The 19,947-nt window shown below is 52.2% G+C and carries 20 protein-coding genes and 1 pseudogene; 19 read left to right on the top strand and 2 right to left on the bottom strand.

The window, feature by feature from the left end; all coding sequences use genetic code 11:
• Positions 1-79: 79 nt before the first annotated feature.
• Positions 80-925, top strand: coding sequence for a DegV family protein (locus CV945_RS05885; RefSeq protein WP_100659353.1), 846 nt, complete (start codon positions 80-82; stop codon positions 923-925).
• A 548-nt stretch (positions 926-1,473) separates the two neighbouring features.
• On the opposite strand, the gene CV945_RS17030 is transcribed toward CV945_RS05885, so the two are convergent.
• A complete protein-coding gene (locus CV945_RS17030; protein ID WP_155266788.1) occupies positions 1,474-1,647 on the bottom strand; it encodes a hypothetical protein in 174 nt (57 codons plus the stop codon).
• On the opposite strand from CV945_RS17030, the gene CV945_RS05875 reads away from it, so the two are divergent.
• The 18 genes and pseudogenes from CV945_RS05875 to CV945_RS05790 all read left to right on the top strand — a co-directional run.
• Complete coding sequence (locus tag CV945_RS05875) at positions 1,647-3,038, top strand: ATP-dependent helicase ComFA (RefSeq protein ID WP_100659352.1); 1,392 nt, start codon at positions 1,647-1,649, stop codon at positions 3,036-3,038. The two genes, CV945_RS17030 and CV945_RS05875, sit on opposite strands and share 1 nt — an antisense overlap.
• Positions 3,035-3,727 carry a ComFC family protein gene (locus CV945_RS05870; protein ID WP_100659351.1) on the top strand — a complete coding sequence of 231 codons (693 nt, stop codon included), beginning with the start codon at positions 3,035-3,037 and terminating at the stop codon, positions 3,725-3,727. Before CV945_RS05875 ends, CV945_RS05870 begins: the two co-directional genes overlap by 4 nt.
• 72 nt (positions 3,728-3,799) lie before the next feature.
• Positions 3,800-7,114, top strand: coding sequence for a hypothetical protein (locus CV945_RS17470; RefSeq protein WP_232722030.1), 3,315 nt, complete (start codon positions 3,800-3,802; stop codon positions 7,112-7,114).
• Positions 7,111-7,407, top strand: coding sequence for an EscU/YscU/HrcU family type III secretion system export apparatus switch protein (locus CV945_RS05860; protein ID WP_100659350.1), 297 nt, complete (start codon positions 7,111-7,113; stop codon positions 7,405-7,407). Before CV945_RS17470 ends, CV945_RS05860 begins: the two co-directional genes overlap by 4 nt.
• A 56-nt stretch (positions 7,408-7,463) precedes the next feature.
• Complete coding sequence (fliS, locus tag CV945_RS05855) at positions 7,464-7,886, top strand: flagellar export chaperone FliS (protein ID WP_100659349.1); 423 nt, start codon at positions 7,464-7,466, stop codon at positions 7,884-7,886.
• A gap of 21 nt (positions 7,887-7,907) precedes the next feature.
• Entirely contained in the window at positions 7,908-10,301 is a 2,394-nt protein-coding gene (locus CV945_RS05850) for a flagellin N-terminal helical domain-containing protein (RefSeq protein WP_100659348.1), read from the top strand.
• A gap of 83 nt (positions 10,302-10,384) precedes the next feature.
• Complete coding sequence (locus tag CV945_RS05845; RefSeq protein WP_100659347.1) at positions 10,385-10,822, top strand: YaaR family protein; 438 nt, start codon at positions 10,385-10,387, stop codon at positions 10,820-10,822.
• A gap of 206 nt (positions 10,823-11,028) precedes the next feature.
• Positions 11,029-11,439 (top strand): TIGR03826 family flagellar region protein, encoded by a 411-nt coding sequence (locus tag CV945_RS05840; protein WP_100659346.1) that lies wholly within the window; start codon positions 11,029-11,031, stop codon positions 11,437-11,439.
• A 71-nt stretch (positions 11,440-11,510) separates the two neighbouring features.
• The gene (gene flgM / locus CV945_RS05835) at positions 11,511-11,777 is read left to right on the top strand and encodes a flagellar biosynthesis anti-sigma factor FlgM (RefSeq protein ID WP_063210690.1); all 267 of its coding nucleotides are present in this window, start codon (positions 11,511-11,513) and stop codon (positions 11,775-11,777) included.
• Between the two features lie 15 nt (positions 11,778-11,792).
• Complete coding sequence (locus CV945_RS05830; protein WP_100659345.1) at positions 11,793-12,260, top strand: flagellar protein FlgN; 468 nt, start codon at positions 11,793-11,795, stop codon at positions 12,258-12,260.
• Between the two features lie 12 nt (positions 12,261-12,272).
• A complete protein-coding gene (gene flgK / locus CV945_RS05825; RefSeq protein ID WP_100659344.1) occupies positions 12,273-13,868 on the top strand; it encodes a flagellar hook-associated protein FlgK in 1,596 nt (531 codons plus the stop codon).
• A 10-nt stretch (positions 13,869-13,878) separates the two neighbouring features.
• Entirely contained in the window at positions 13,879-14,772 is an 894-nt protein-coding gene (flgL, locus tag CV945_RS05820; protein ID WP_100659343.1) for a flagellar hook-associated protein FlgL, read from the top strand.
• Positions 14,773-14,806: 34 nt separating this feature from the next.
• On the top strand, positions 14,807-15,361 hold the full coding sequence (locus tag CV945_RS05815) for a DUF6470 family protein (protein ID WP_100659342.1): 555 nt from the start codon (positions 14,807-14,809) through the stop codon (positions 15,359-15,361).
• A gap of 22 nt (positions 15,362-15,383) precedes the next feature.
• Positions 15,384-15,818, top strand: a complete 435-nt coding sequence (gene fliW / locus CV945_RS05810; RefSeq protein ID WP_100659341.1) for a flagellar assembly protein FliW — start codon at positions 15,384-15,386, stop codon at positions 15,816-15,818.
• 12 nt (positions 15,819-15,830) lie between these two features.
• Entirely contained in the window at positions 15,831-16,073 is a 243-nt protein-coding gene (gene csrA / locus CV945_RS05805) for a carbon storage regulator CsrA (protein ID WP_100659340.1), read from the top strand.
• Between the two features lie 2 nt (positions 16,074-16,075).
• Entirely contained in the window at positions 16,076-16,261 is a 186-nt protein-coding gene (locus tag CV945_RS05800; protein WP_100659339.1) for a hypothetical protein, read from the top strand.
• Between the two features lie 153 nt (positions 16,262-16,414).
• The gene (locus tag CV945_RS05795) at positions 16,415-17,701 is read left to right on the top strand and encodes a flagellin N-terminal helical domain-containing protein (protein WP_100659338.1); all 1,287 of its coding nucleotides are present in this window, start codon (positions 16,415-16,417) and stop codon (positions 17,699-17,701) included.
• 348 nt (positions 17,702-18,049) lie between these two features.
• A pseudogene (locus tag CV945_RS05790) lies at positions 18,050-18,163 on the top strand (flagellin); the annotation flags it as partial.
• Between the two features lie 446 nt (positions 18,164-18,609).
• Here the strand turns inward: CV945_RS05790 and CV945_RS05785 are convergent.
• Entirely contained in the window at positions 18,610-19,455 is an 846-nt protein-coding gene (locus tag CV945_RS05785; RefSeq protein ID WP_100659337.1) for a DNA endonuclease, read from the bottom strand.
• Positions 19,456-19,947 lie beyond the last annotated feature (492 nt).

Below are 19,947 nucleotides of genomic sequence, written 5' to 3'. Positions count from 1 at the left end.
TCATGCATCGAGCGGTGGTCGACAACGAGTCTTTTTGGTATAATGGCAGAAAAGGATGAATCAGGAAGGAATGGCGCCTGTGAAAATTGCGATTGTCACCGATAGCACGGCTTATTTGCCGAAAGACGTGCGCGAGCGGCTCGGCATCCGGATGATTCCGCTCAGCGTCATTTTTGGGGACGAAACATATCGCGAAGAGATCGATATGACGGCGGATGAATTTTTTGTCAAAATCAAGCAGAATCCTAAGCTGCCGACGACATCGCAGCCCTCAGTCGGCGAATTTGTCGACTTGTTCACTGCCATTCGTGAGGAAGGGTACGACGCTGTCATCAGCATCCACCTTTCAAGCGGCATCAGCGGCACGTATCAAGGCGCGGTGACGGCGGGAACGATGGTCGATGGTCTGCGCGTTTACGCCTATGATTCGGAAATCAGCTGCATGGCGCAAGGGTTTTACGCCATCGAAGCCGCCGAGATGGCGAAGGCGGGGAAAACGCCGGAGGAGATTCTCGCCCGTCTTGATGAGATGAAGCGGACGTTGCGCGCCTATTTTATGGTCGACGACTTGTCCCACCTGCAGCGCGGCGGACGGCTCACTGGCGCGCAGGCGTTCATCGGCGGCCTGTTGCAAATCAAGCCGCTCCTTCGCTTTGAAAACAAAGTGATCGTGCCGTTTGAAAAAATCCGCACGCGCAAAAAGGCGGTGCAACGCATCGAGGAGCTGTTTGACGAAGATGCGGACAAAGGCGTTCCGCTCAAAGCCGCTATCATCCATGCCAACCAGCCCGATGAAGCGAGCCGTTGGCGCGATGAGCTGGCCGCCCGCTATCCGCACGTTGAGTTTCTTATCAGCTATTTCGGCCCCGTCATCGCCACGCACGTCGGCGAAGGGGCGCTCGGGCTGACGTGGTATCAGCCATAAGTCGAGGCCGCAAAGCGCCGCCTCGAGGCGCTGCAGCCGAGCACAAGGCGGAACGGTGTGCTCCGCCTTGTGCGGCGGCGAATTTGTTTTACATTCGTTTTCTCACCTCCTTATGAAACGGACCGGAGATGTGGGGCTGGCCGAACTTGTCGAACCGTTTTCCTTTCCTGAAAAATTTGTCGCTATTTCCCCGGGAATGTTGTCGAAACACGTTGTCGATCGACTCGATGACTCTCTGTGGATCTTTGATGTTGTCGGATTTCGCTTTATCCTTTTCTTTCGAAGGTCGATATGTCGTGAAAAAGAGGGTCAAACCACATCTTGACTCCATTGGGAAGCCCTTTTTGCCTCCACTTTCTTTGCCGATCGAAGGCTGCCGTTTTTTGCTTCCTCCCCATCTTTTCATCATTTTGTTAGAAGGGCGGTGATTTGCTAGCACAACCGCTTTCTCGCTTCGTTTCTCAACTAGAAAAACCTTGTAGCGTCGTTCCTTCTTTTCACACATTCAACTCATCGATCAAGGGGAACAGCGGTTTTCCACCCGCCTTTTAGGGAAAAACATCGTCAGCTCTGCTCTTTCTCCATAACACTGGCTCATTGATGCGCTCAAAGCCTTTCAACCTGGGGGAGCGCGTTTTTACCGCATCACTGCGCCACCCGCTCTTTTTGGCTCCCAGCTCGGGAACATGCTTTTCTTGAATTTCAAAAGGAGTGATGCTCATTGTACATTCTCCCATCTTCTGTTGCTTCGCCGCTCGTTTCCTGGCTGAACGGTCAGCGTCTCCCGCGGGAGCAGCTGCCGTTTCCCGATGGAGAAGTCGCTGCCGCCATCCAGACCGGTTTGCTTCACGAACAGCCCGGGCTCATCAAAACAGCGCGCGCCTGGCGCTGCGTCCGTTGCGGAAATAACGATCCTCATCTTTTTGCCGCGTTTCCGTGCGCCCGCTGCGGGGCAGATTGTGCGTATTGCCGCAAGTGTCTCGTGATGGGGCGCATCAGCTCCTGCACTCACCTTGTGCACGTGACGATGCCGCTTCCGTCCGAGCCGCACGAAGCGCCGCTCGCTTGGGACGGGGAACTGTCCGCCGCCCAAGCGGAGGCCGCGCAGGCTGTCCGACAGGCGGTGCTGGACCGAAGCGAGCTGATCGTTTGGGCCGTATGCGGGGCAGGGAAAACCGAGATGTTGTTTCCCGCCATCGCTGCCGCCTTGGAGGAAGGTTGGCGCGTTGGCCTCGCCACGCCTAGAGTGGACGTTGTCCGCGAACTGGCTCCGCGCTTCCGCCAAGCGTTCCCGCGCGTTTCGCTCGCGGTTTGGTACGGAGGAAGCGAGGAGCGCGGGCGAATCGCCCCGCTCGTTCTTTCCACTACCCACCAACTGTTGCGCGCGTACCGCGCGTTTGATGTCATGATCATCGATGAAGTCGACGCCTTCCCGTATTCGGTTGAACCGATGCTTGAATACGCCGTCAGTCAAGCGCGGAAAGAACGATCAAGCCTCATCTATCTCACCGCCACTCCCTCCCGCGCTTGGCAGCGTGACATTGCGCGTGGCAAACGGAACGCCGTCGTCATCCCCGCCCGCTATCACGGCCATCCGCTCCCCGTCCCCGTGTTCGAATGGTGCGGCAATTGGCGCAAGCGGCTCGAGCGCGGCCGCTTGCCCGAAAACGTCCTTGCGTGGGTTCGCCATCGTTTGGAACAGAGAAAGCAGGCGTTTTTGTTCGTTCCTCATATCGATGAGCTTGAGGCGGTCGTCCGCCTGTTGCAACGAGTCGATGCCCGCATCGTCGGCGTTCACGCCGAAGCCCCGGATCGCGCCGAACATGTGCAGGCGTTTCGCGACGGGCGCGTTCCGCTGCTTGTGACGACGACGATTCTTGAGCGCGGCGTGACGGTACCGAACATCGATGTCGCCGTCCTTGGCGCCGAAGACCGCATCTTTACGGAAAGCGCTCTCGTGCAAATCGCCGGCCGCGTCGGCCGCCACGCGGCGTTTCCGGATGGCGACGTCCGCTTTTTCCATCACGGGAAAACGAACGAGATGGTGCGGGCGCGCCGCCACATTGTCCGCATGAATGAGACAGCAAAGAAAAGGGGGTTGCTGCATCGATGAACTGCCTCCTTTGCCATTCTCCGTACAACCCGATCGCGAGCTGGCGCCAACTGATTCTTCTTGAAGACCCAGACGTCCTTTGCCCACGCTGCCGCGGGTCGTTCAAACTCATTGACGGCCGCCTTTGCGAGATGTGCGGCCGCCCGCTCGAGGAAGCCAAGCCATCGCTGTGCGCCGACTGCCTTCGGTGGCAGGATGATGAACAATGGGGGAGGGTGCTCGTGAAAAACCGATCCGTCTATCTATACAACGACTGGATGAAAGACGTCGTCGCCTTATGGAAATTCCGCGGCGACTATATCGTTGTCGAGGCGTTCCGCCGTCCGTTTGTCCACGCGTTTTTCCGCCATTTCGGCCGCGATTGGTGCATCGTTCCGATCCCGCTGAGCCGCGAGCGCCTCGATGAGCGCGGCTTCAACCAAGCGGAAGCGCTCGCCCGCCTGCTTCCGTTTCCATGTTTCCCTTGGCTTTCTCGCAAGCATTCCGAAAAACAATCGAAAAAATCGCGCCGCGAGCGGCTGAAGACCGACAACCCGTTTTTTCTCTCCGGACATCCGCCGATTGACGGAAAACGAATCGTTCTCATCGATGACATTTACACGACGGGCATCACCGTCCGCCACGCGGCCCTTGTTTTGCTTGAAGCGGGGGCGGCAGAGGTGGGGGCGTTGACGTTGGTGCGGGCGTGAGCAGGCTAAACATTTGTCTGCAGGATGCCGATATAAACAGTAGCAACCGAATGGAGCGGAAGGTGAACGGGGATGGAAATTCGCAACGTTTTGACTAGACAATCGATAACGTCGCCAAATCAAACGCTGATAGTGCAAAAAGGAGAAACATACGATGCGGTCATCAAGGAAAGCCAAGGCGGCGCTGCCGTTGTCGTGATCAAAGGGATCGAAGTGCAGGTGCGAACGGAAGGGGAATGGCCGCAGGAAGGGCGTGTGGCCATCAAGATCGTTGGGGAACAAGACGGCGTCCCGGTGGCGCGAATCGTTCCCCGCCCTCCTCAAGAGACGGACAAACAACCGGTTTATTTTTCTGCTTCGGAACCGTTATCGTCTGAGCTGAGACAGGTTGGGGACTGGCTGCAAAAACATGGTCAATCGCTCACAAAAGAGATTGTTTCCACCTTGCGAACGTTTTTCACCGAAGCCCCAGGCACCGTAGAGCAAAAACTTGATACCGTTCGCGCGGTCATCAATAAGCATTTAGAACTGACAGACGTTCATCTTGCAGCTGTCCATGAGGCGCTGCATGGGAAGCCGTTAGGGGAGCAATTCGCGGAGATTGCCAACAAACTCGATCCAGCCTTTACACTGGCTCAGCGAGAAGAACAAAGCGCGATGAAAGAAACGCCGCACCATTTGGCCGTTGCGGCCGATCAGTTCGAGCGCCAAGCGTGGCGGACGGGAAAAACGGGAGAATTGTCCAGCGCGCCTCCTTCATTGGCAGCCGACCAGTCCGCCAAAGCGGGATCAACAGAAGGAACGAAGTCCTCAGAAATCAGCGGACGTAAAGCATTGGGGCACCGTCCCCTCGTACCGACATGGGATCATCTAGAACGCACGGTTCAGATGGAAACGGCATCAACTACCGAAACATCCACCCTCCTCCAACAAGTACGTGAACAAGTTGTCCGAGAGCCGAGCTTGTCGAAGGCAGTGGAATACGTCCGTCAACAGGTCGTTGATGCGCCCAATGTAGACCGGGATGTGGTGGAACAAGTGGATCGTGCGTTGCGCGAGGTTGCTCAACTGCAGCGTCAAGGGCGGGAAAGCGAAGCCCGGGCGCGGTTGAATGAGGTATCGACGCGGTTAGAACAGACAGTTCAAACAGAAAAGATGCCATCAATCGAAACATCCACCCGTCTCCAACAAGTACGTGAACAAGTTGTCCGAGAGCCGAACTTGTCGAAAGCAGTGGAATACGTCCGTCAACAAGTCGTTGATGCGCCCAATGTAGACCGGGATGTGGCAGAACAAGTGGATCGTGCGTTGCGTGAGGTTGTTCAGCTGCAGCGGCAAGGGCGGGAAGGGGAAGCCCGAGCGCGGTTGAGTGAGGTGTTGGTGAAGGCGGAACAAGCGGCCCGTGCTTTGGAAGCGACCGTTCAATCCGTGAGTGACGCCTCTCAACCGTCTCCAGAGCTACCGAAGCAAATTCGAGCCATTCGAACGGAAGCCGTTCGTGCGCTAAATTTGTCGAATACGCTGTCCCGAGTTCAAAAGCTGCTCGCTGAACACAGCGAGTTGCCAGGGGATGTCCGACAAAAAATAGAAGCGGTGTTAAAAGAAACAATGTGGCTGCAACAAGCTGGCCAACATGCGGCAGCGAGAACTCATCTTGTCCGTCAACTCGATCAAATCGAGTCGATAACGGCTAATACACGATCGTCAGTTGTCCAACCGCCGTCTCCTGTTAATAAGACGACAGCTCCATTCAAGATGCCAGCGGTGGACCATATATCGGTTTTATCGGAGATGGCAGAGGGAGCAGGACAGGGAGGAATTTCACAGCGTTCCACCGCTCCAGTGGTCGAGCAGTCAGGTGATGACGCGATTGGAAACGGGGCGCGGCAGGCTATCTCTTCGGCGGGCAGCCAAAACGAAGTGACAGCTGATGCGGCGAACGACACTCAACCGATCGAACAGCTGCGTGAGGCCATGCGCCGAGCAATCAAATCGTTGCAGCAAGAGCCCCACTTGGAAAAAGCGTTGGACGCCGTTGGAGCGGATATCGCGGAAGCGCTCCGCACCCACCCTCACTGGGAACAGGCATGGGCCGACTCGTCTGCCAGTGCGCGAACGCTGATGGAAAAAGGGCGGGAGCTCGCTGCAAGGCAGACGGTGTTGAAAACGTTAAATGAGATCGAAGCGTCACTCCCGTCTGTGCCAACTGATCGCTCGCTGGATGTTGACAGCCTATTTGATGGGGCATGGCAAGCGGCTTTGTCGCTTGAATCCAAACAATTTTTCGTGCAAACGGTCACGAAAAAAATGGCGCAGGCTGCACTTGATTTTAAAACGGTGAAGCGCGATGTGATGCGCCAGTTAGAGACGGTGGCGCAGGTGGCGGAAAACAAAAGCCCCGCCGCCCGCTTGCAAGCTACATCGATGTTGGAAATGGCGATCAAACAATTGGACAACGCCATTTTAAAAAGCGACATCATGCTGTTTACCGATATGGTGATGGAAAAACAGTTGATGAAAGCCAGCTCCGCGCTCGCTGAGGCAAAAAAACGGCTTCGCCAAGGTGACGCGGCTGGGGCACGGAACATCGTGAACGAAGTGAAGAACATGTTAGCGAATATCGTGTTCAAACCGTCCGAGGCGAAGGTGAAACATTTTGTGAGGATGCAAGGTGAAACAACAGCCGATTCATCCAAAGCGTTTCTTGAGCAAGTGAACCAGGTGATGCAACCGCCAGTGGATGGTCCATCAGCAAGGCACGTGTTTGACACGATTCGCCGTCTCGGCTTGATGCACGAGTATGAGGCCGCCGAGCGGCTTGTATTGAAAGGAAATGAAGAGGAGTCGGCACTGCCAAATATAAAGGAAGTGCTTTTGCGGCTGGCGCAAAGCGGAAATGAATCGGTTGCGCGGCAAGCGGAACAAGCGTTGACGAACTTGACCGGCCAGCAGCTGTTAAACAAGTGGGATGGCATGATGGGGTGGCAAAGCTTTTTCTTCACACTGCCGCTGTTATGGCAACATGAGGTGCGCAACGTCAACGTCTATGTCAACGCCCGCCAAGATGGCGAGCGAATCGATTGGGAAAACTGTCAGCTCTATTTCTTGCTGGAGACAAAAAAATTGGGAGACCTCGGCATTTTGCTTCAGGCGAATGAGCGAAACTTATCGATTACCCTTCGCAACGACCGCGATGATTTTGCCCAAAAAGCCGCGCCGTTCATCGAGATGGCGAAAAAGCGATTGGAGGAGATCGGCTATCACGTCAAAGCGATCAACGTCGACAAGCTGACGAATGAAACGAAGCGGGAGGAAGAAGAAAAACGGGCGCCATCCATTCGCCCGTATGGATCGTTTACGGAAAGAGGGTACAATTTCACGATATGATAGCGAACTATTTCAACCAAAAAAAGCAGAGACACATGAACGGCCCGACGGCGGCCGTCATCCGCTATGATGAATCATCGGGTCGGTCGCCGACCGTCGTTGCCCAAGGGAGCGGGCATGTGGCGCAGAAAATCATTGAACTGGCGAAACAGCATCACATCCCGATTCAAGAAGACCCATTGCTCGTGCAAAACTTGCTGCAACTGGATCTGGGCGACCGCATCCCGCCGCAGTTGTACGCGGTGATTGCCGAAATTTTGATTTTGATTGAAGAAATTGAAAAAAATGCTTAAACATTGTCGACTCATCGCCGATATAAAAAACAGAGGGCAAATGGGGGTGCACGGCGTTGGACTTTTTAACCGAGGAATGGATTTACCAAAAAAACTCGCAACAGTTGACGGGGTTGTTATATGAGGGATTGATGGAATGTTTGGAAGAGGCCATCGCGGCCATGAAACAAAAAGACCATTGGAAAGCGAACAAACAGCTGCAAAAAGGAAACGACATCCTTCGCCGCCTCGGCGTTGGATTGCGCTATGATGTCGGCATTATCGCCCATCAATTGGATGCACTCTATAACTATATGGCGGAGCGTCTTATTGAGGCCAATATGAAAAAAGACGCTGCAGCCGTCCAAGAAGTGCTGCAGCTGACAACCACGATCGCCACGGCGTGGAACGAAGCGCTAAAAAGCGGCGTTTCGCCAGTGCAGCCAGCGCACAAACAAAAAGCAGCGGCCTACGAACAATTCATTACCTATGAGAAATAAAAAACAAAGGAGCGAATGTCCATGCGAATCAACCATAACATTCAAGCGCTCAACGCCTACCGCAATTTGGCGGCCAACCAATCGAGCATTTCGAAAAACTTGGAGCGCCTCTCCTCCGGCTTGCGCATCAACCGCGCCGCTGATGACGCGGCGGGGCTTGCCATTTCGGAAAAAATGCGCTCGCAAATTCGTGGCCTGCAAATGGCAGAACGGAACGCGCTCGATGCGATTTCGATGATCCAAACGGCGGAAGGGGCGTTAAACGAAGTTCACAGCATCTTGCAGCGGATGCGCGAGCTGGCTGTGCAGGCGGCGAATGATACGAACACGGCCGAAGACCGAGAAGCGATTCAAAAGGAAATCAATCAGTTGACATCTGAAATTAACCGGATTGCCAACTCCACCGAATACAATACGAAAAAATTGCTCAATGAGTCCGTTTCCAGCCAAGCGAGAAGTGTGCAAATTGCCGCGGGCAGCTTCTCAGCAGGCAGCACAGCCATCGATGGCACAAGTCTGCAGCTAGACCCAGAAAGCACGATCGTAGCCGGGAACTATAAAGTGAAAATTGAGGACGTTGCGACGAAATCCCTTCAAAGCACAGGACCGATTGCCGGGGGCGTGCAACAAATCACACTGGATGCAACATCAAACTTGACGATCGGTAATACATACGGGGTGAAAATCGAACAGCAAGATGTGAAAGTTATTACAAACAATCCGGGGTCGTCGCCGGCCATTGATACGGTATCGATCGCGCCGAACTCCCCGTTAAGCGATGGAACAGTGAATCTCGTGATCCGTCGCACGAATGCTGTGAACAACTTCCAATCAGGTGGCACGGGTCTGACAGGAGTGCAAGTTTCGGCCTCTGCAGATCTAGATCCAAATAATACGTTTGTGATAGAAACAAAGTCCCAAGCTTCTGGTGTGCAAAACGGGATGGCCAATGGTCTATATATTACGAATGTCAATATTGACTCTAGCAAATTTTCACTAAATGGTGAAGATTTCCGTCTCGTCTATGCAGAAACGTCACCATCGTCTGGCCAGTTTACCGTAACGTTACAAGATAAAAACGGGAATGATTTATCCCAAGCGGTCATCTTAGATAATAACCAACAAAACTACGAGTTTTATGATTTATCTGGCAACAAACTTGGTGTTTCCTTTACGACGATTTCCGGTATTAACAGAACACTAGCGGCAGCAAGTGAAAACGGAAAATACAATGAATTTGATATTGATATTGCGCTGTCTTTAAAGAAAAATGGCACGCAAATCGGAACGGCTGTCATCACTCCGACAGATGGGACGGCTGGCAATGTGACCATTAACGGTTCGGATGGGATTAGCTACACAATCAATCATAACGGATATGCCAGCACGAACATCAATCGAACAGCAACGTTCGGCATACAGAGTATGCTTTCATACTCGACCGATGGAGCGACGTTCACGACGTTTAATGCAGGTGACAATCTGACCTTAAATGGCGGCATTTTCGTTGATACAGCCGACAATATCACTGATTATACGACAGGGGATACGACCGTGCAGATTGACGTTGGCACGACGTCATCGTATACAGCCACGCTGGTTGATGACGTGGGAAACGCACTGTCCGGCGTACCGATGCTCGTCGTTGACAATAACGGCGTGTATTCGTTTGGCAGCGGCACAGGCGTTTCGTTTACGACTGACACATTGTCAGCAGGAACACGGATGTTTACGGTAGGGGCGACGGTCACAACGAAAGCAACGTTGAGCACGAACGGTGTCGATGTGGAAACATTAAACAACATTGCCCCGAATACGACATTGCGCTTCCATAACGGCGATCTCACGATGAACATTGGCGCGCTGACAAATGGCGAAGCTTCCTTTACGATCACAGGCGGAACGAATGACCAGTCGCTGAAAATTCAAATCGGCGCGAATGAAGGACAAATGCTCAGTGTTGGTATTGACGATATGCGTGCGCTCGCGTTAAAACTTTCCGGCAACAGTGCCAGCAGCGCTGTTTCATTCACCAATCATTTAGGAGAAACGGTCACTGCCTACTATACGAATGCTGCTGGTGTCAATAATGGCGACGCGACAGAATACGCTCTTGACGTGACAACGCATGAAAAGGCGACAGCGGCGGTAAAAGTCTATGACTATGCCATCGCCCGGGTATCGGAACAACGGTCGAGTTTAGGGGCTATTCAAAACCGTCTTGAACATACGATCAACAACCTAAAGACAGCAGAGGAAAACTTAACCTCCTCCGAATCCCGCATCCGCGATACGGATATGGCGATGGAGATGGCGGAGTTTACGAAAAACAACATCTTGACGCAGGCGGCGCAGGCGATGCTCGCGCAATCGAACCAGCTGCCGCAAGGGATTTTGCAGTTGCTGAAAAGCTGATTGAATCCGCATCGGGCGGGGCATAAACGCCTCGCCCTTTTGCTATGGTTGTGCGATAATGGGGGTAGCGAGAGGTGATGGCGATGGAAGTGCAAAAAGTGACGCGTACAGGGCTGGCGAACGTGGGCCGCAAGGATGACGTCCCGATGGAATCGGTGTCGTTCACCGAAGTCATGGCGAAAACGCGCCGCGATGTTGTATGGGAGCGAATCAACGAACAAGTCCGGCAAATCGAGGAGCAAGGGAAGAAGCTTGCCGAGTCGCGGACGGTGGAAGATTTGCGCAAATACAAGCAGCTCGTCAAGTCGTTTTTGGACGACGCGGTGAAAAACGGCCTCCAGCTCGAGGAACAACGCGGCTTCAGCCGCGGCGGGCGCGCGCGCATTTATAAGCTCGTGAAGGAAGTCGATCAAAAGCTCGTTGAACTGACGAATGAAGTGTTGCAAAAAGAACAGCGTGGACTCGAGATTTTGCGGCTTGTCGGCGAGATTCAAGGGCTGATCATCAATATTTACACATAACCGCTCCGTTTATGTGGGCATCAACATAGACCTGTGGTCGACCTGCTTGCGGCTGTAGAAGATGGCTAACGGCGCCGCATGCAGAGATGCGGCGCTGACAGGGGGATGATGTCGGCCCCGAGCGGGTGATCACGAGAAGACGCCGTTATTCAACCTAATCGCTTTTATAAGGCGGCTTCATAGGCCATGACCGGGAGGGATGCACGATGGCGGAACTAGTCAATTGTTCAAAGTGCGGGCGGTTGTTTGTGAGATTATCGACACGTGACGTGTGCGAATCGTGCTATCAAGAAGAAGAGCGGCAATTTGAACGCGTTTACGCGTTTTTGCGCAGACGGGAAAACCGCATGGCGACGATGGCGCAAGTCGTTGAGGCGACAGGCGTGGAGGAGAAGCTGATCATCAAATGGATTCGCGCGGGGCGGCTGCAGCTTGTCCATTTCCCGAATCTCGGCTATCCGTGCGACTCGTGCGGCGCGCTGATCCGTGAAGGGCGGTTGTGCGCCAAGTGCCTCGGCCAACTGCAAGCCGATTTGCGGCGGGCGGAGGGGGGAAAGGAAAAAGAAGCTCGTTCCCGCCGCGCCACTTATTACATTCAGGACGATCAAGAACGCTAAACATTTTCCCTAACATTCCGATATAAACAGTAGCGCGATGTGAACTGTGTCTCTCAAGCGAGGTGAACGCGATGAAAATCCACCATATCGGTTCGATGAACGTCAACCCATATCAACGTCAGTTCGCCAAAACGGAGCGTCTAGCGGCAGGGAAGACGAAGGGCGATCAAGTGGAGATTTCCAAAGAGGCGAAAGAGCTGCAAGAAGCGGCAAGCTGGGAACGGGCGCGGCAGGCGAAGCTGGAGGAGCTGCGCCAACAAATTGAAACCGGCGCCTACCAAGTCGACCCGCGGGCGGTCGCCAAACGGATGATCGACTATTACCGAAATCACCGATAAAGGAAGCGGATCGTGATGACATTTGCCCCACTCATTCATCTATTGCGGGCGCACAGTGAGCTTTATGAAAGCTTGTTGGCGCTGTCGAGGAGAAAGACGGAAGCGCTGAAGAAAAACGACATCGAGGCGCTGTCGGCTTTGCTTGCCGATGAACAGAAGCATATTTTGGCCATCCGCCAGCTCGAGGAACGGCGGCGGCGCTGGCTGAAGGAGACGCTCGGCGATGAAACGGTGACAATCGCCCAATGCGAGGCGATGGCGAAAGGCAAGGAGCGCGAGGAATTGCGTGAATGCCGTGAGCGGCTGAAACAGGCGGTGAACGCGGTGGCGGAAGCGAATGAGTTGAACCGCCAGCTCATTGAACAGTCGCTCCAGTTTGTCACCGCGATGATCGAGACGTTCGCCCCGACGCTGTCCACTTACAGCCGCACGCAACAATATGCCCCTTCGCCCGAGCGCCCGCTGTTTGAATCGAAAGCGTAAGGAGGAAGAACGATGCTCTCGACATTCCATGGCCTTGAAGCCGCCCGACGCGGCATGATGGCCCAACAAGCCGCCTTGTACACGACAAGCCATAACATCGCCAACGCCAATACAGAAGGGTATACAAGGCAGCGCGTTCAACTGCAGCCGACGCCGCCGTTCCCGACGCCCGGACTCAACCGCCCGAACATCCCGGGGCAGATGGGGACAGGAGTGGAAGCGTCGTCGGTTGAACGGGTGCGCGAATATTTCCTCGACATCCAATACCGCGGCGAAAACAGCAAGCTCGGCTATTGGGAAGCACGCGCGGATGCGGTGGCGAAGATGGAAGATATTATGAACGAGCCGTCCGACAGCGGGCTGGCGAAAACGATGGACCAGTTTTGGCAGGCGCTGCAAGATTTGAGCACCCAGCCGGAGAACGAAGGGGCGCGCTCCGTCGTCCGCCAGCGCGGGTTGGCGGTTGTCGAGACGTTCCACTATTTATCGAATTCACTGACGCAAATCCGCACGGACATCGGCACGCAAATTGGCACGACGGTGACGGAAATCAATTCCCTTCTCAACCAAATCCGAGCCTTAAACGAACGGATCGCCGAAATCGAACCGAACGGCTATTTGCCGAACGACTTGTACGACGAGCGCGATCGGTTGGTCGACCAACTGTCGCAATATATGGAGATCGGTGTGGAAAAGCATCCAACTGGCGGCAACGCCTTGCCCATGGCGGAGGGAACGTACGATGTTTACGTGATGAACGGGAGTGCGAAAGTGTATCTCGTTCAAGGGCGCACGGCGTCTGCCGTATCGTTTCCCGACGGCAGCGATGTCGACGGCGACGGGGTGAAGGAAATGCCCCCTGCTTCAGGCGTCAATGCGCTTGATATCAGCGGGACGACCATTTCCTTCACGGCTCTTTCCAACGGCAAGCTGCGCGGGCTGATCGAAGGATACGGCTATCAAACAGGAACCGACGCCAGCGGCCAGCCGATCGTCAAAGGACTGTACCCCGACATGCTCGCCAACTTGGACAAGCTCGCCTATACGTTCGGCAAGGTGTTCAACGACGTTCATCAACAAGGCTACGGGCTAAATGGAAGCACGAATCACCCGTTTTTTGACGGGATCGGCGCGGTGAGCGGCGCGGCGAACACGATCAAGCTCGCTGCCGACACCGACGACTTGGCGAACATCGCGGCGTCCACCAAAAGCGGGGAAACAGGGAACGGCAACAACGCCATCAACCTCGCCAACGTCCGCAGCCTGCTTTTGTCCAATGCGGTCGTTTCGCTGCAAGACGGCATCGCCGTCAACTTGGCGTCCCTGAATTTGCCGCTTTCCTCAGGAACGGTCGAAACGAATTACCAAGGCTGGATCGGCCAGCTTGGCGTCGACGGCGAGCAGGCGAACCGGATGAAAACGAACAGCGAAACGCTGCGCCAGTCGGTGGAGGAAAAGCGGCAGTCAGTGAGCTCCGTTTCGCTCGATGAAGAGATGATGAACATGATCAAATTCCAGCACGCCTACAACGCCGCGGCAAGGCAAATTACGGTGATTGACGAAATGCTCGATAAACTCATCAACGGCATGGGCGTCGTCGGAAGGTAGGTGAACGGTGATGCGCATTACGCAAAGCATGTTGGCGAACAATACGCTTAAGCAGATTGCCCGAAGCTACGCCAATTTGGACAAATACCAGACCCAGCTCTCGACAGGGAAGAAAATCACCCGCCCGTCGGACGATCCTGTCGTGGCGATGAAAGGAATCGCCTATCGCTCGAATTTGGCCGAAGTCGAGCAGTTCAAACGCAATTTCTCGGAAGCGTACAACTGGGTGGAAAACTCCGACTCGGCGCTTGACAAGGCGACGCAGGCGCTCCAGCGCATCCGCGAGCTCACCGTGCAGGCGAGCAATGACACATATGAAGAAACGCAGCGCCAGGCGATCGCCAAAGAAGTGCGCCAGTTGACGGAACATTTGGTCACGATCGCCAATACGAAAGTCGGCGACAAATACATTTTCAACGGCGCGAAAACGACGGAGCCGCCTGTGACGGTGAACCCGGACGGCACGATTTCCGTGTCGGCAAACAGCCAACAGCTGAACATTGAGCTCGCCAAAGGCATTTACATTCCGGTCAACATTCCGCCGAGCACAGCGTTTGGCGCGGGCGGCGGATTGTTTTCCGACTTGCAAAACTTGGCCGCTTCCCTCGAAAATCCAAGCACGACCGGCGATGATGTAGCGGGCTATTTAGACAAACTCGACAGCCACTTGACGAATTTGCTCGGCGTCCGCGCCGAACTCGGCGCGCGCATGAACCGGATCGAGCTGATGGAAGACCGCATCGACAGCCAGCAGGTGATTGCGGAAAAAATGTTGTCGGACAACGAAGACGTTGATCTGGAAAAAGTCATCACCGATTTGAAAACGCAAGAAAGCGTCCACCGTGCGGCGTTGGCCGTCGGCGCGCGCGTCATTCAGCCGACGCTCGTTGACTTTTTGCGTTAAACTAGCGTAACGCCCGCCGAAAGGAGCGATGGCCATGCGCATTCCGCAGCTTAGAATGGAAGCGACGTACGCCAAGCTGGCGATCTCAAGCGAACGGGCGCGGCTTGACATCACCCAGCCGCCCGCGGAGATGACGATCGAGCAACCGCCCGCTGACATGCGCATCGCCGCCATTCCCGCCCGCCTGACGATCGACCAGACCGAGGCGTGGGCGGCGGTCAACAACAAGCACGTGTTTCGGCTGATCGAAGACGCGGCCGCTGACGGACGGCAAGCGGTGCTCGACTTCATCGAGCGCGCCGCCATTCAAGGCGATGAATTGATGCGCATTGAACACGGCGGTGATCCCCTCGTGGAACAGGCGGAGGCCAACAGCGAAGGCCCGCCGCTTGAGTTGGGCATCGCCCTCGTCCCGCCGCCGTTTAGCGTCAAGGTCGACTATGAACCGGGACGGCTGGCGATCGACTGGAACACCTACGCGCCCCGCATCGATGTGAAACCGCATGCGCCGATCATCCGCTGCCAGCAAGGGGCGGTCAAGATCGATCTCGCCCAGCGCCCGTCGCTTCACATTGACGTCATCATTTGAGGAAAATGAGGAGGAGCAAGCATTGAACATCGACACGAAATACCACGGAACAGTGGCGGTGAAGGAAGAAGACATCATCCGCTTCCCCCACGGCCTCCCTGGATTTGCGGACGAGAAGCGGTTCGTCCTTTTGCCGCTCGCCGACACGCCGTTTGTCATCTTGCAGTCGGTCAAGACCCCCGCGCTCGGTTTTATCTTGATTGAGCCGTTTTCGTACTTTCCGGCGTACGAATTTGAACTGGATGAAGCGATGGTCGAACAGCTTGACATCGAAAGCGAACGCGACGTCGCCGTGTACGTCATCTTGACGGTCGCTGACCCGTTCGACAACACGACGGCGAACTTGCAGGCGCCCGTGGTCATCAACGCCCGAAACCGAATCGGCAAGCAAGTGATCTTATCGAACACCCCGTACAAAACGAAACATCGCCTTTTCCCCGAAAAAGCGGCGACGTAAAGGAGGCGGACCATGCTTGTTCTAACGCGCAAAATCAAAGAAGCGATCCAAATCGGCGACGACATCGAAATCACTGTCCTCGCCATCCAAGGCGACCAAGTGAAGCTTGGCATCAACGCGCCCAAACACATCGACATTCACCGCAAAGAAGTGTACCTCGCCATTCAGGCGGAAAACAACGCCGCCTCCTTCGCCTCCAAAACATCGCTCGAGCAGCTGAACGAGCAATTGAAACATTTGAAAGGGGGGAAATAGTGATGAGCGTCAGCATCGGCGGAGTGCCAGTCCAAGGCGTCGTCGCCCGCATTGTCCAAGACAATAAGCAAATTGCTGAACAAGCTCTAAACGAAATGATCAACAAACATAAAGACGACCCAGCGCGCATCATCAAAGAAATCCAGCAGCCTTCGCCATTTTCCCAATTTCTCGACATCAAAATCTAAAAAAATTTGTGCTAACCTATTAAACTTCTAAAAAACAAACCGATATAAAAAGTGAACGCGGCATAGCGAAGAAAGGCGGCCGACTTTCTTCCTATCCGCGAATTGATCATTCCACAAGGACGTGGAAGAAAAAATTTCAAGGAGGAAAAGAAGATGAGAATCAACCACAATATTGCGGCGTTGAATACGTATCGTCAGTTATCAATTAATGGTACAAATGCCCAAAAAAACATGGAAAAATTATCTTCAGGTCTTCGCATTAACCGTGCTGGTGACGATGCGGCAGGTCTTGCGATTTCGGAAAAAATGAGAGGGCAGATCCGTGGGTTAGAGCAAGCGTCTCGTAACTCACAAGATGCAATCTCGCTAATCCAAACGGCTGAAGGGGCTTTAAATGAAACACACGCTATTTTACAGCGTATGCGCGAATTAGCGGTACAAGCATCTAATGGTACAGCTACAGATGATGACCGTAATGCTATCCAAGATGAAATTAATCAATTAGTTTCTGAAATCGATAGAATAGGGGAAACTACTGAGTTTAACACAATGAAGCTAATAAATGGTTCCCAAACTCAAAATGTTACAATTACAACAAATAACTCAAATATTAAATCATTTACTGCATTCAATGCTGTGGCTGAGGGAACTGATTATAATATTGCAGTTAATAACGTTGAGAAAGTAGCCACAAACCTGAATGCAGCCGGAAATACTGGTCTTCAAACTTCTGATTTTACTTTCACTGGCGGCAACTGGGATGTAGGAGCGAAAATTGAAATTGTAGTTAGTGATGGGGCATCAGGTGCAGGTTATAAGGATCTAACACTGAAAGTGAATGGTGTTGCAATTGACACAATTTCTGATCATGACGTTACTACTGCTGCAACTTTTGACAGTGGTGGTGGTTACGCATTAACAATTGCGGCGAACTCATTTAATGCTGCTGTAGGTAGTGGAAATGGTACTGTACAAGCTGATTTCGCAATTGAAGCAGATTACACAATCACCAAAGGTGCTGCAACATTATATAACCAAGCAAATGTCCAAACCACAGATGGAAATCTTAGATTAGGTGATTTTAGAGCAACTGTAGACAAAACTCTTACGGCTAACGCCACAAACTCTGTTACTGTTAACGGTACAGCATTGAAGTTCCAAATTGGTGCAAATGAAAATCAAACAACCTCTTTGTCTATTAGTGATATGAGAGCAGCGGCACTTGGTATTGACAACTTAGATGTAGATGATCAAGCTAGTGCGCAATCTGCAATCACAACAATTGATGCTGCAATTAAAAAGGTATCTGATGAACGTGCAAAATTAGGTGCTAACCAAAACCGCCTAGAGCATACTATTAACAACTTAGGAACTGCATCTGAAAACTTAACAGCTGCTGAATCTCGTATCCGTGACGTAGATTATGCCTTAGCTGCTTAGGCAGTGACAGGCACAGTCGTCCTAGCTGGAAACGGCTAGGAGTATCACCGGGTGAATTGCTGGGAACCCCTTAGAGCCTTTGACGCCACAACGTAGCTGGAAACGGCAAGCGTGATGGTTGGAAAAGTCAAAGGATTGGGCAACCAGCAGCCAAGCTCCTGTCCCGAAAGGGTGGAGAAGGTTCAACGACTAGGACATACCGCCTAAGGCAATTGCTATGGCGATGAAGTCCGTAGGGTGAACAGGATTCCTCCATCGTCCTGCATCATCCGAAGCGCCCGGCCCCTAACAGGTAAAGCTGAGGGTGAAGATGTAGTCTGGTCCCGTCACGAAAGTGAGGGTGGCACGATGGCCAAAGAAATGATGGAGTTCACAAAGAACAATATCCTTACTCAAGCAGCACAAGCAATGTTGGCTCAATCTAGTCAAATTCCGCAAGCGGTGTTGCAACTGCTTCGGTAATTTGATTGGAAGGGCGTCTTAGCTGGAAACGGCTAAGAGGATCACTGGGTGAATTGCTGGGAAGCCCTAAAGCTTTCCTTGCCACAACGTAGCTGGAAACGGCAGGCGTGACGGCTTGAAAAAAGGAAAGATGTAACAATGGGCAATCAGCAGCCAAGCTCCTGTCCCGAAAGGGTGGAGAAGGTTCAACGACTAGGACATACCACCTAAGGCAAAATGCTATGGTGATGAAGTCCGTAGGGGAGGCAAGATAGCCGAACCGAAGCGCCCAGCCCTTCGCCAGCGGCAAGCTGGAAAGGTGAAGATGTAGTCTACACAACGTTCGAAAGACGTTGAGGCATGGCAAGCCAACCAACAACCACAAGCAATATTGCAATTGCTTCGTTAATCATAACGAAACGCAAAGAGACCTTAGGTTATCTAGGGTCTCTTTTTTCATGAACATCTTATTTATCTTTTATCTCTCTCCATTTATATACAACGGACCAATAGCTTCTTTGCAGCGCATCGGCGATTTCTTGAATCGTAGCTCCTTCTTGCTTCATTTCTTTCAGTAGCTGTATTTCTTCAGTGGAATACGGTTTCACGCGCTCGGAGCTGCTTGTCAACAATTCAAAATCAGGAAATCTATTTTTCCATTTCTGCTTTTCTATGTTGAATCGCTCGTTCCAGTTAGTTTTATAATACATTGACGGACAGGTATAAGTGACAGGGGCGATAGCGTCTAAGAAAAGAAATGTATCTTTGACTGATGTCGTTTTTAAAATATTACCTTGACCATCGGGGCGTTTGCTTAAGCGCAACGTGATGCCAAAATGCGTAAAAATGTGGTGCTGTAATTGTTGCAGTTCATGGGACGGGTAACATTGCAAGTAGAGATAAATATGTGGCGTTAAATAAATACGTTTCTTTCGCCGATTTACTTGGGAAGAAACGCAGAGCGAGCCATCGTCCATATACAAAACAGAAAGAAAATGCGGCAATGTACAATATGGTAACAAGGAAAGCGGTATGTGCTTCGAACCGTCATCGTGATAAAAATGAGGATATAACTTTGTAAACAATGGCAGTGATGGTGAACGGACGCATTGACTTTTACGTGTAATATATAAAAGGTCGTTAAAAAATGAAACTTTCCATCTTCGATATTCTTCTTGATCGATACCGAAATGTTCCCGATAACTATGGTTTTTCCTTCGGCTATTATAAAGCTTTGTAATTTCTCCATCACCAATAATGCTGGCGATTAAAATGTTTTGTTGTATAGGAGTTAACTGTAAGAAATCGTGCATTTATTTCACCTCTTAACAGAACATATGTTCTATATAAATTTATTATAAATGTATCCCTCATGTTTTGGAAAGGCTTTTGACTAATTTTATGGAGTAGTGTTTTGTCGTTATAAGCTATGTGCCAACGGAATGATAGATTTTTTAAGAAAAATGGAGGAATTTCTAGGAATTTTTCAAAAGGGATGAGACAGTTTTAGAATATTAATGAGGAGAGGTATTGCTTACTAATAACAAAAAATAGCGATATTTTACAGATGATGATTATTACAATATGAGTAAAATAAATCAATTATGGGGGAGGTACGTAATAGATGGTTACCTTAGGAAGTAATTAACATTCATCGTATTGGAATTGTTAGCACTATAGAAACATAAGTTATAATTTTCGTCAATGGAGCATTCCCGTTAGGAGCTTTTCCGGGGACTTGATCAAAAAAAGCCCTCTTGGTATGATGCAGGGGTGTCAAACAATACCTACCATCATGCCAAGGA

This window comes from Geobacillus sp. Manikaran-105 (assembly GCF_002809955.1).
Taxonomy (GTDB): domain Bacteria; phylum Bacillota; class Bacilli; order Bacillales; family Anoxybacillaceae; genus Geobacillus; species Geobacillus thermophilus.
This window is presented reverse-complemented; position numbering and strand designations above follow the sequence as displayed.

Bases quoted from the DNA above. Each gene is read 5' to 3' on its own strand.
- CV945_RS17030 (WP_155266788.1), bottom strand. From the start codon at position 1,647: ATGAGCATCACTCCTTTTGAAATTCAAGAAAAGCATGTTCCCGAGCTG.
- CV945_RS05870 (WP_100659351.1), top strand. From the start codon at position 3,035: ATGAACTGCCTCCTTTGCCATTCTCCGTACAACCCGATCGCGAGCTGG.
- CV945_RS17470 (WP_232722030.1), top strand. From the start codon at position 3,800: ATGGAAATTCGCAACGTTTTGACTAGACAATCGATAACGTCGCCAAAT.
- CV945_RS05860 (WP_100659350.1), top strand. From the start codon at position 7,111: ATGATAGCGAACTATTTCAACCAAAAAAAGCAGAGACACATGAACGGC.
- CV945_RS05850 (WP_100659348.1), top strand. From the start codon at position 7,908: ATGCGAATCAACCATAACATTCAAGCGCTCAACGCCTACCGCAATTTG.
- CV945_RS05845 (WP_100659347.1), top strand. From the start codon at position 10,385: ATGGAAGTGCAAAAAGTGACGCGTACAGGGCTGGCGAACGTGGGCCGC.
- CV945_RS05840 (WP_100659346.1), top strand. From the start codon at position 11,029: ATGGCGGAACTAGTCAATTGTTCAAAGTGCGGGCGGTTGTTTGTGAGA.
- flgM (WP_063210690.1), top strand. From the start codon at position 11,511: ATGAAAATCCACCATATCGGTTCGATGAACGTCAACCCATATCAACGT.
- CV945_RS05830 (WP_100659345.1), top strand. From the start codon at position 11,793: ATGACATTTGCCCCACTCATTCATCTATTGCGGGCGCACAGTGAGCTT.
- flgK (WP_100659344.1), top strand. From the start codon at position 12,273: ATGCTCTCGACATTCCATGGCCTTGAAGCCGCCCGACGCGGCATGATG.
- flgL (WP_100659343.1), top strand. From the start codon at position 13,879: ATGCGCATTACGCAAAGCATGTTGGCGAACAATACGCTTAAGCAGATT.
- CV945_RS05815 (WP_100659342.1), top strand. From the start codon at position 14,807: ATGCGCATTCCGCAGCTTAGAATGGAAGCGACGTACGCCAAGCTGGCG.
- csrA (WP_100659340.1), top strand. From the start codon at position 15,831: ATGCTTGTTCTAACGCGCAAAATCAAAGAAGCGATCCAAATCGGCGAC.
- CV945_RS05800 (WP_100659339.1), top strand. From the start codon at position 16,076: ATGAGCGTCAGCATCGGCGGAGTGCCAGTCCAAGGCGTCGTCGCCCGC.
- CV945_RS05795 (WP_100659338.1), top strand. From the start codon at position 16,415: ATGAGAATCAACCACAATATTGCGGCGTTGAATACGTATCGTCAGTTA.
- CV945_RS05785 (WP_100659337.1), bottom strand. From the start codon at position 19,455: ATGCACGATTTCTTACAGTTAACTCCTATACAACAAAACATTTTAATC.